At 68.3% G+C, this 11,249-nt stretch carries 8 protein-coding genes; 7 read left to right on the forward strand and 1 reads right to left on the reverse strand.

Annotated elements, in window-relative coordinates; all coding sequences use genetic code 11:
• Positions 1-79: 79 nt before the first annotated feature.
• A complete protein-coding gene (locus QE363_RS06950) occupies positions 80-2,908 on the forward strand; it encodes a TonB-dependent receptor domain-containing protein (RefSeq protein ID WP_309693550.1) in 2,829 nt (942 codons plus the stop codon).
• Between the two features lie 232 nt (positions 2,909-3,140).
• On the opposite strand, the gene QE363_RS06955 is transcribed toward QE363_RS06950, so the two are convergent.
• Positions 3,141-3,812 (reverse strand): 2OG-Fe(II) oxygenase, encoded by a 672-nt coding sequence (locus QE363_RS06955; protein ID WP_309693553.1) that lies wholly within the window; start codon positions 3,810-3,812, stop codon positions 3,141-3,143.
• Positions 3,813-3,918: 106 nt separating this feature from the next.
• Here QE363_RS06955 and QE363_RS06960 point away from each other — a divergent pair, with 106 nt between their 5' ends.
• From QE363_RS06960 to QE363_RS06985, 6 genes are all read left to right on the forward strand, one after another.
• Positions 3,919-4,749, forward strand: a complete 831-nt coding sequence (locus tag QE363_RS06960) for a type II secretion system protein N (protein ID WP_309693556.1) — start codon at positions 3,919-3,921, stop codon at positions 4,747-4,749.
• Positions 4,746-6,968, forward strand: a complete 2,223-nt coding sequence (gene gspD / locus QE363_RS06965; RefSeq protein ID WP_309693559.1) for a type II secretion system secretin GspD — start codon at positions 4,746-4,748, stop codon at positions 6,966-6,968. Before QE363_RS06960 ends, gspD begins: the two co-directional genes overlap by 4 nt.
• Positions 6,969-7,074: 106 nt before the next feature.
• Positions 7,075-8,565 carry a type II secretion system ATPase GspE gene (gene gspE / locus QE363_RS06970; protein ID WP_309693565.1) on the forward strand — a complete coding sequence of 497 codons (1,491 nt, stop codon included), beginning with the start codon at positions 7,075-7,077 and terminating at the stop codon, positions 8,563-8,565.
• Positions 8,566-8,982: 417 nt separating this feature from the next.
• Entirely contained in the window at positions 8,983-10,206 is a 1,224-nt protein-coding gene (gspF, locus tag QE363_RS06975; RefSeq protein WP_309693568.1) for a type II secretion system inner membrane protein GspF, read from the forward strand.
• 17 nt (positions 10,207-10,223) lie between these two features.
• Positions 10,224-10,679, forward strand: coding sequence for a type II secretion system major pseudopilin GspG (gene gspG, locus QE363_RS06980; protein ID WP_307103881.1), 456 nt, complete (start codon positions 10,224-10,226; stop codon positions 10,677-10,679).
• Positions 10,679-11,248 carry a GspH/FimT family pseudopilin gene (locus tag QE363_RS06985; RefSeq protein ID WP_309693572.1) on the forward strand — a complete coding sequence of 190 codons (570 nt, stop codon included), beginning with the start codon at positions 10,679-10,681 and terminating at the stop codon, positions 11,246-11,248. Before gspG ends, QE363_RS06985 begins: the two co-directional genes overlap by 1 nt.
• Position 11,249 lies beyond the last annotated feature (1 nt).

The raw sequence follows: 11,249 nt of genomic DNA on the forward strand, positions 1-11,249 counted from the left end.
CGGGCGCTCTCGGCAAGCCGGGGTGGCGGATCATCGCCGCCCCGGCTTTCCTCCATATATCTGATCGGATGACCCGGCCATGCAGCGACGCCTCGCTTATGCCTCCCTCCTTCTGCTGACGTCCCAGCTCGTCGCGCCCGCCCTGCTCGCGCAGACGGTGGGTGCGCCCGCACCGACCAGCACCACCGCGACCAGCCCCGACGGGCAGGCGACCCCGCAGAGCCAGACCCCGACCGGGCAGGACGGCCAGTCGACGGACGAGCCGGTCGAGATCTCGGCCCCCGGCGTCGACGCCTCGGCCAGCAACGAGATCGTCGTCGTCGGCCGCAACATCCCCAACACGATCCGCTCCACGCCGCAGATCGTCTCGGTCCTGTCCGCCGCCGATATCGCGCGCACGGGCGAGGGCGACATTGCGGGCGCGCTGACCCGCGTCACCGGCCTGTCGGTCGTCGGCGGCGGCTTCGTCTATGTCCGGGGCCTCGGCGACCGCTATTCCTCGTCGCTGCTCAACGGATCGCCGCTGCCCAGTCCCGAGCCGCTGCGTCGCTCGGTCCCGCTCGACATCTTCCCGACCACCATCGTCGGCTCGGCGCTGGTCCAGAAGACCTATTCGGTCAACTATCCCGGCGAGTTCGGCGGCGGCGTCATCAACCTGACGACCAAGGCGATCCCGGCGAAGAACTTCATTTCGGGCGGGTTCACGGTCGCGGCCGACGATGTGACCACCAGCGAGCTGGGCTATACCTATGCGGGCGGCAAGGCCGACTGGCTGGGCTATGACGACGGGACGCGCGCCGTGCCGCAGTTCGTGCGCGACGTGCAGGCGGGGCGCGGATCGGGCATCGTGCCCGCCGCGCAGGTGGCGCAGCTCTCCAATGCCTCGACCACGCTGCTCCAGCGCAACAACCATCTGCCCGCCAATTTGTCGGGCGAGATTTCGGCGGGGTCGGTGTTCGACATCGGCAGCGACCGGCTGGGCGTGATCTCGTCGCTCAGCCTGTCCAACACCTTCCGCACCCGCTCGGCGATCCAGCAGGATTCGGTGTCGACCGATGGCACGATCCGCAATGATTTCCGCACGCTGCTGACCGACAACCGCATCGTCGCCAATGCGCTGGTCGGGCTGGGTTACGAGTTCGGCGACAACACGGTGCGCTGGACCAACGTCTATATCCACGACACGCTGAAACAGGGGCGCGGCTCGGCGGCGGAGGTCTATAACAATGCCAGCGGGCTCCGCTTCCAGCAGAACACCAACTGGTTCGAGCGCCAGCTGATCGAAAGCCAGCTGGTCGGTGAGTTCAAGCTGACCGACGCGCTGAAATTCGATGCGCGCGGCGCCTTCGCCAATTCCAAGCGCAATGCGCCCTATGAGCGCCAGTTCGACTATCTCTGCTCGAACCGTACCACCACGGGCCTGCCGATCAGCTATGACGGCGGCAATGGCGCGGGCGGGTTCCAGTGCAACGGCGCCTATCAGGTGACGCAGCGCTTCACGCCGTTCGCCTCGATCATCTTCTCGGAACTCAACGAGAATCTGTGGACCGGCCAGGCCGATCTTTCCTACAGGATCGACGGCGAACGGCCGATCACGCTGAGCAGCGGCTATTTCTATCAGGGCACGGACCGCTATTCGAGCCGTATCCAGTTCAACTACCAGACCAGCGACGGCGCAGGGACCGCACCGGGCTTTCCCTATAATCTCTATCGCCCCGACTATCTGCTGAGCCCCGACGTCATCAACAATGCCTGTCCGCTGCGCGGGCAGGGGGCGTGTACGCTCCAGCTGGGTTCGCCGCAGCAGCTGGGCGCCTATGCCTATGACGCCAGGCTGGACGTCCATGCCGGTTACGTTCAGGCCGAGGCCGAGGTGATGGACGGGCTGCGCGCGGTGGCGGGTATCCGCTACGAGACCGCGGTCGAGACGGTGACGCCGGTGCAGAGCGCGACGACGCGGCTGAAGAACGATTATTTCCTTCCCGCTGGCACGCTGACCTGGAATTTCGCCGCCGACATGCAGCTGCGCGCGAGCGGCGCCAAGACCATCTCGCGCCCGCAATTCCGCGAGCTGGCGCCGCAGCAGTTCCGCGACCCGGATTCGGACCGCCTGTTCTTCGGCAACCCGAACCTGCGCGACAGCGAGCTGTGGAATCTCGAGGCGCGCTACGAATGGTTCTATGCGCGCGACCAGCGTTTCACCGTCGCGGGCTTCTACAAGCGGATCAAGAACCCGATCGAGCAGGTCGGCTTCTATACCGGCGCGGACGATCGGTTGCAGACGGGCTTCACCTATCTGCCCTCGGCCAATCTGTATGGCGGCGAGTTCGAGTTGCAGAAATATGTGCCGCTCGCCGGGCTGGGCGGCGACTTCTTCGCCACCCGCCGCCTCGTCGCGATCGCCAACTATACCTATACCAAGTCGAAGATCCGCGCGGACGCGACCTGCGTGCCCAACCCGGCGGCGGCGCAAGGATCGCCGGGGCTGGCGGGCTGCGCCTCGGGCTTTGGCCCGGCGCGGCTGCTGTTCCGCGACGGCGCGTCGCTGACCGGCCAGTCGGACCATCTGGTCAACCTGCAACTCGGCATGGAGGACACCGCCGCGCTGTCGCAGGTCACGCTGCTGTTCAACTATGCCAGCAACCGCGTGACCAATCGCGGGCCGTCCAACCTGTCGGGCGACGGTTTCCAGCCCGACATCATCGAGGTGCCGGGCATCCGCCTCGACCTCGTGGCGCGGCAGGGCTTCGAGCTGGCGGGCGGCAAGTTCGAGCTGAAGGCCGAGGCCCGCAACCTGACCCGCACGCGCTATAACGAGCGGCAGGATTTCGGGAATGGCCGGTTCGTCTATCTGAACCGATATAATCTGGGCCGGATCTTCTCGCTGGGGATCAGCACGACCTTCTGATCCCGGCATGAGGCCGTCGTCCGGAGTGATCCGGGCGGCGGCCTTTTCGGTTCGGCGGAGAGGGTGGGGCGTGGGCTTCGACTTCGCTCAGCCTGAACGGATGTTAGGCTAAAAACGAAGCCCCCCCTCCGTTCAGCCTGAGCGAAGTCGAAGGCCAAGGGATTCGCTTCGCCAAGCCGCAACCGCCTCAGCATGCCCTTCGACGTCGATCAGGGCGAACGGAGGTCCGTCTCTACCCCCGCCACGGCAGCTCCCGATACCATTTGGTGATGACGTATTTCACCCCCGCGCGCACCTTCATCGCCTGGTGCAGCGTGGCCGGATTGGGTGAGCCGTCCGCGCGGCGGTTGCTCCACGCGACCAGCTTGCCGGGTTCGGGCTGGATCATCTTGTCCACCGCCTTGAACCGGGTCGCGCCGCCGGCCTCGGGCGTGTTCAGGTACAGCATCACCGTCCAGGTCCGGTTGCCCGACAGCGCGCAATAGCGGTGATAGTCGAGGCCCGACGGCTCGAAATAATCGGTATGCTGCTTGAACTCCTGCCCGACGGCATAGCGCTGGCCCTGGATCGGTTCGCCGAACGCGGCCGACAGCCCGGTCAGCATCGCGATGCGGCGTTCGGTCTCGATCACCGCCGGGTCGTCGCCGGGCAGGTCGCCCGTCTCGCTGGTCCGATAGCTGGCGTCGCCATTTGCGTCGGCGATGGTCGAGGGACGGCGCACCTCGTCGATTCGCGTCATCAACGCCTGGCAGAGTTCGAGCGGCAGGACGTCGCGCTTCACGAAGAGCGTCAGCTTGGGGCTTGGCAGCCGCTGCACCCCCGGCGTGGCGGCCAGTCGGGCGATAATCGGTGTCGGATCAAGGCCGTTGCCCAGTTCTGGCGGGTCGGTCGGGATAGGGTTCATCGCAATGTCCATGTGAAACCCATATGACGAACATGTTTCGGGGCTTTGACGCAAACATGTAACATGCCATGCCTAGTGCCCGGAAAAGCGGATGGGGTCTGATTTCATGCGGTTGAGGCTCGACGCGCGCGGGCGCCGATGGTTGCGGCGGCTGCCGGTCGTGAATGTCTATTCGGTGGCCGAACTGGCGCTGATGGCGGTCCTCGCCGTTCAGGGCGCGCGGCTGCTATGGGTGCTCGTGACGCCGGTCTCGCCGCTGGGCGAGTGGCGCCCGGTCGCGCCCAGCGTCGTCGGATCGACCGCCGCGATCCTCGACGGCTTCGACCCCTTCTTCCGCCTGCAAGGACAGCAGGCCGCGCCCTCGGCGGTGACCAGCCTGCAACTCACCCTGTTCGGCACGCGCATCGACGAGGCGTCGGGGCGCGGCTCGGCGATCGTGGCGGGGCCTGACGGCGTCCAGCGCCCGGTCTCGGTCGGCGAGGAGATCCAGCCGGGCGTGACGCTGAAGTCGGTGGCGTTCGATCACATCACCATCGATCGCGGCGGCGCGACCGAGGACCTGTATCTCGACCAGTCGGACGCGCCCCCCGCCGCGCCCGGCGCGCCCGTGCCCGGCATCGCCGCTCCCCCGGCTGCCGGGCAGGGCGGCATCGCCATCGCGCAGCTGCGCAGTGATATCGGCTTCATCCCCCGGCTCGATGGCGGGCGCGTCTCCGGCCTCGTCGTCCGGCCGATGGGCGCGGGCACGGCGTTCCGCGCGGCGGGGTTGCGCGAGGGCGATATCGTCACCGCGCTCGGCGGCCGCCCCGTGACCGGCCCCGGCGACCTTGACCGCCTGGCGAGCGATTTCGCACAGGGCGGCTCTCTTTCCATCACGGTCGAGCGGGGCGATCAGACGCTGCCGCTCTCCCTCCAGATTGCGGCACCACGGCCATGAAGAAGCTCGTCCTCGGTTCGGTTCTGGCGCTCGCCCTGGCGGCGGGGGTGCAGGCGCAGACCACGCTCAACGTCCGCGACGCCGATATCCGCGCCTTCATCGCCGATGCCGCCAAGGTGACGGGGCGGACCTTCATCATCGACAGCCGGGTCAACGGCAAGGTGACGGTGGTGACCGACCGGCCGCTGTCCAAGTCCGAATATTTCGAGATCTTCCTGTCGACGCTGCGCTCCAACGGATTGGTCGCGGTGCCCAGCGCGGGCGGGGCGTTCCGGGTGCAGCCGATCGACAATGCCGCGTCGCAGCCCAGCCGGATCGGATCGTCGGGCGCGAACCGCAATTCCTATGTCACCGAGATCATCCGCCTGCGCGCGATCGACGCGCCGAGCGCGCTGGAGACGGTGCGCCCGCTGGTCAGCGCGCAAGGGTCGGTGACCGCCAACCGCGCGGGCAACAGCCTGGTCGTGGTCGACTTCGCCGACAATATCCGCCGCATCCGCGAGGTGGTCCGGCGGATCGACGCCGACAATGCCTCGACCCGCGTCATCGCGCTGCGGAATGCTGGCGCGCGCGAGATCGCGACCGCGCTCCAGACGCTGGCGGGCAATGGCGGCGGCGGGCAGGGCGGCGCCCCCGCGCAAGGATCGACCGGCGTGTCGGTGGTCGCCATCGACAGCTCCAATTCGATCGCGCTGCGCGGCGATCCGTCGAGCGTCGCGCGCTTCGCCCAGATCGCGCTGGACCTTGACAACAAGGCCAAGAGCGGCACCGAGATCCGCGTCGTCTTCCTGCAAAATGCCGATGCCGAGCAGCTTCTGCCGGTGCTCCAGCAGCTGGTCGGCCAGACGCCCGATCCGGTCCAGGAAACCACCCTGTCGCGCGGCAGCTTTACCCAGACCAACAGCCAGTCGGGATCGGCGGCGGGCACCGCCATCGCGCAGCGCGTCCAGCCGGTCGCCCAGCCCCAGGCGGCGAGCGCGCCCGGCGCGGGCGGCCAGACCGGCCAGCAACCCGCGATCAGCACGCAGGGCGGCCGCACCGCGGCGGTCGTCACCCGCTTCGTCGGCGCCAATGCCATCGTGATCGCCGGGCCCGCCGATATCCAGCGCCAGATCGGCGAGGTGATCCGCCAGCTGGACGTGCGCCGCGAACAGGTGCTGATCGAGGCGATCATCGCCGAGGTCTCCGACCAGACCGCACGGCGGCTGGGCGCGCAGTTCCTACTGGGTAGCCTGACGGGCGGGGCGTTCGCCGCGTCGACCTATGGCAACACCGCGCCCAACATCCTCCAGATCGCGGGCGCGGTCGGGGCGAACACGATCGGCGGCACCACGACCACGGTGGTTGCGCCCGACGGCACGCGGACCACGACCAACGTCCCCAACCAGGCCTATAGCCAGCTGACCCAGTCGGCGGTGCAGTCGATCCTGGGCACCACCGGTGGCTTTGCCGGCTGGGGCGGGAAGGTCGGCAACACCGTGTTCGGCGCGATCATCAATGCGGTGAAGAGCGACACCACCTCCAACCTGTTGCAGGTCCCGCACATCATCACGCTGGACAATCAACAGGCGCACAGCCTGGTCGGGCAGGAAATTCCGGTCACGACCGGCCAGGCGCTGTCCAATGATTTCAACAACACCTTCCGCACCGTGCAGCGGCAGAATGTCGGCATCCAGCTGGACGTGAAGCCGCAGGTCAATGCGGGCGGCTCGCTGAAACTCTATGTCCGCCTGGAGGTCAGCTCGATCGCGGGGCCGGTGTCGAGCAACAACAGCGAACTGATCCTCAACAAGCGCGCGTTCGAGAATGTGTTCACCCCCGATGACGGCCAGATCACGGTCATCGGCGGACTGCTCGACGACAATGAGCGGCGGACGATCGAGAAGATCCCGTTCCTGGGCGACATTCCGGGCCTGGGCGCGCTGTTCCGATCCAAGGCGCGCAGCCGGTCCAAGACCAATTTGATGGTCTTCATCCGCCCGACCATCCTGCGCACCCCCGAGGACAGCCGCCGCGTCACTGAACAGCGTTACGGCTATCTGCGCCAGCTCCAGGGCTATGCCCAGCCCGGCGTCGAGCCGTCGATCGACGAGCTGGTCCGCGATTACATGAACGCCGCGCCGCCGATCCCGCACGCGCCGATGCCCGGCAATATCGAGGACCCGCGTATCGCGGTCCCCGTCGCCAAGCCGGTCGAACCGATCAAGCGCCGTGACTGACACGCCGGAACCCCTCCCCACGGGTGATATGGTCCCTCTGCCACCGGGCACGCCCTTCCCGCAGGCGGGAGGGGATGGGGGAGGGCCACCCGCTCTCCCGCTCCCCATGCCCGACGAAGCGCTGGAGCTGGTCGCCCCGCTGACCATTCCCTACGCCTTCGCGCGCAAGTTCGGCACGGTGGTCCAGAGCGCCGACCCGCTGACCGTCGCGTTGCGCGAAGGCGCGGACCCGCGCGCGCTGATCGAGCTCCGCCGCCATATCGGCCGCCCCTTCGCTATCGCCCGGGTCGAGGGACCGGCCTTCGACCGGCTGCTGTCCGACGCCTATGCGATGGACGGACAGGCGACGGCGATCGCGGCCGTCGGCATGGGCGACGAGCTGGACATGCTGGCCGACGGAATTCCCACCGCCGAGGATCTGCTCGACACCGCCGACGACGCGCCCGCCATCCGCCTGATCAACGGCATCATCGCCGATGCCGCGCGCAACGGCGTGTCGGACATCCATATCGAGCCCTATGAGACCGGCCTGGTCGTCCGGATGCGGATCGACGGCGTGCTGCGCGAGACGCTGCGCATGCCGCCGCATGTCGCGCCCGTGGTGGTCAGCCGCATCAAGGTCATGGCGCGGCTCGACATCGCCGAGCGGCGGGTGCCGCAGGACGGGCGCATGGCGCTGACGCTGGGCGGCAAGCTGCTCGACGTGCGCGTCTCGACCCTGCCCAGCCGTGCGGGCGAGCGGGTGGTGCTGCGTATCCTCGACAAGGAGAATGCCGGGATCGACCTCGACGCGCTGGGGATGAACCCGGCCATGTATGCGCTGCTGCGCGAGGCGCTGAGCGAGCCCAACGGCATCATCCTGGTCACCGGCCCCACGGGTTCGGGCAAGACGACCAGCCTTTACGCCGCGCTGCGCCTGCTGAACGATGGCAGCCGCAACATCCTGACCGTCGAGGACCCGGTCGAATATGCGGTGGAAGGGGTGGGGCAGACCCAGGTCAACGCCAAGGTCGGGCTGACCTTCGCGGCGGGCTTGCGCGCGATCCTACGCCAGGACCCGGATGTGGTGATGGTCGGCGAAATCCGCGACCGCGAGACCGCCGAGATCGCGGTGCAGGCGTCGCTGACCGGGCATCTGGTGCTGTCGACCGTCCACACCAACGATGCGGTCGGCGCGATCACCCGGATGCGCGACATGAAGGTCGAGCCCTTCCTGCTCGCCTCGACGCTGCGTGCCGTCATCGCGCAGCGGCTGGTGCGGCGGCTCTGTCCCGCCTGCAAGCGTCCGGTCGCGGCCCGGGACACGGTTGCGCCGCTGCTCGGCATCGACCCGCAGGCGACGGTGTACGAAGCGGTCGGCTGTCCCCAGTGCAACGGCAGCGGCTATAAGGGCCGGACCGGCGTCTATGAGGCGGTGCGGGTCGACGACACCATCCGGCGGCTGATCAACGAAGGCGGCGACGAACAGGCGATCGCCGCGCACGCCTTTGCCCGGCAACAGCCGCTGGCCAGCGCCGCGCGGACGCTGGTGCTGGACGGCGTGACGACGGCGGAGGAAGCCATCCGCGTGTCCCGCCGAGACTCCGACGCGGGGTGAGGGGGATGTGCGCTCGCCCCACCTACCGCTCCACCCCGGCTAAGGCCGGAGTCCAGTCGCCGTGCGTCGTGCATTCGCGTTCACGCGGAGACGCGGAGACGCGGAGAGCAAAGCTGTGTTCACGCGAAGGCGCGAAGCCGCGAAGAAGAAAGGTGTGTTCGCGCAGAGGCGCAGAGGACGCAGAGATGTCGTTCTCGCCGCGCCAGCGGCCCTCCTGCTTTGGCTGCTTGAAAAAGCTGTGCGCTGCCGCGCACGAGTCGTCTCTGCGTCCTCTGCGCCTCTGCGCGAACCAATCTTCTCTCCGCGTCTCCGCGTCTCCGCGTGAGATAGGATTTCCATCCGAAACCCCGCGTCTGCACCGGCATCGCGACTGGACCCCGGCCTTCGCCGGGGTGGTGCATGGGGTAAGGCGCTGACATGGCCGGGTTCGACTATGTCGCCATCGACACCAAGGGCGCCGAAAAGCGGGGTTTCATCCCCGCCGAGACTGCCGACGCCGCGCGTGCCGCGCTGGAGAAACAGCGTCTCTATGTCGTCTCGGTCAAGCCGGGCAGCGGCGACACTGCCGAGCGCCGCCCGCTGTTCGGGCTGAAGCTCGGCCGCGCGCGCATGTCGGTCAAGCAGCTGACGCTCTTCACCCGCCAGCTCGCCACGCTCAACCGCGTCTCGCCGCTGGAGGAGTCCTTGCGCACCATCACCCGCCAGACCGAGCAGGAGCGGGTGCGCGCCATCGTCGCGACGGTGCATCAGGGCGTGACCGAAGGCCGCCGTCTTGCCGATGCGATGGCGCGCGAGCCCAAGAGCTTCCCCCCGCTCTACCGCGCGATGGTCGCGGCGGGGGAGAGTTCGGGCACCTTGCCGACGATCCTGGAACGGCTCGCGGCCCTTCTGGAGCGGCAGGCGGAGATTCGGGGCAAGCTGATCACCGCGCTCGCCTATCCGACGATCCTGGCGGTGGTGGCGATGGGTGTCGTCACCGCGCTGATGATGTTCGTCGTGCCGCAGGTGGTCGAGCAGTTCGACACGGTCGGGCAGGAACTGCCCTTCCTGACCCGCATGGTCATCGGCGTGTCGGACCTGCTGGTCGGCTGGTGGTGGCTGATGGCGGGCGTCGCGGTGCTGGGCGGCGTCGCATTCTGGCGCGCGTTGAAGGTGCCGTCGATCCGGCTGTCCTTCGATAGCTGGCTGCTCAGGCTGCCGCTGCTCGGCCGGTTGCTGCGCGACCTGCACGCCGCGCGGATGGCGCGCACATTGGGGACGATGGTCGCCAGCCGCCTGCCGCTGCTCGAAGGGCTGACCCTGACGGCGGGTACCATCCACAACCGGCGGCTGCGGGTCGCCTCCGACGCGATCGTCGATGCGATCCGGGGCGGCGGGAGTCTCTCGGCGGCGATGCGGCGGGCGGGGGTGTTTCCGCCGCTGCTGACCTATCTGGCCGCCAGCGGCGAGGCGGCGGGGCGGCTGGACGAGATGCTGGAGCGCGCCGCCGACTATCTGGAGCGCGAGTTCGACCGCTTCACCGCCACCGCGCTCTCGTTGCTCGAACCCGCGATCATCGTCGTGATGGGCGGCGTGGTCGCGACGATCGTGTTATCCATCCTGCTGCCGATCCTCCAGCTCAACACGCTGGCGGGACAATGAGTCGAGAGGACAAGTCGATGCGTAACCCCACCCAACGGCCGACCCGCCGCAAGCGCCGCGAGGACGGCTTCACCCTTGTCGAGCTGATGGTCGTCATCGTCATCATCGGCCTGCTGGCGACGATCGTGGCGCTGAACGTGCTGCCCTCGGGCGACACCGCGCGGGTGCAGAAGGCCAAGGCCGACATCGCGCAGATCGAGGGCGGGCTGGAGATGTACAAGCTCCAGAACCTGACCTTCCCGACGACCGCGCAGGGCTTGCAGGCGCTGGTGTCGATGCCCGCCGGTCTCGCCGATCCGTCGCGCTATCAGAAGGGCGGCTATCTGAAGAAGCTGCCCGACGATCCCTGGGGCCGCCCCTATCTCTATGCCGCGCCCGGCCAGCATGGCGAGGCGGATGTCTGGACTTACGGCGCCGACGGCAAGGAAGGCGGCGAGGGGATCAACGCGGATATCGGCAACTGGGATAAGTGATGACGCGGCCCCGCCTGGATGCCGGGGACGGCGGCGGGTGGGGGGCGTGGCCTTCGACTTCGCTCAGGCTGAACGGAGCGGAGGAACTGGCCTCGACCTCCGTTCGCACTGAGCGAAGTCGAAGTGCACGGGCAAACGGCTTCACCCTGGTCGAACTGATGATCGTCATCACCGTCATCGGCCTGGCCTCCGCCATCGCGGTCTGGTCGTTGCCCGACCGGCGCGGGCGGCTGACCGACGAGGCGTTGCGCTTCGCCGCGCGCGTCCGCGCCGCGCATGACGTGGCGGTGGTGGAGGCGTCGCCGGTCAGCATCTGGGTCACGCGCGGCGGCTATGGCTTCGACCGGCGCGCGGACGGCGCGTGGAGCCCGATGACCGCCAAGCCGCTGCGCGTCGCGCAATGGGAGGACGGGACACAGGCCGCGATCCCCGACAGCAGCGGGCGGGTGCGGATCACCTTCGACGTGACGGGGCTGGCCGACCGTCCGGTCGAACTGCGCCTGACGCGCGACCGGGCCAGCAGCATCGTGCGGATCGGCGCGGACGGCACGGTGCGGGTCGATGGGTGAG

The organism is Sphingomonas sp. SORGH_AS_0870, from assembly GCF_031453175.1.
GTDB lineage: Bacteria > Pseudomonadota > Alphaproteobacteria > Sphingomonadales > Sphingomonadaceae > Sphingomonas.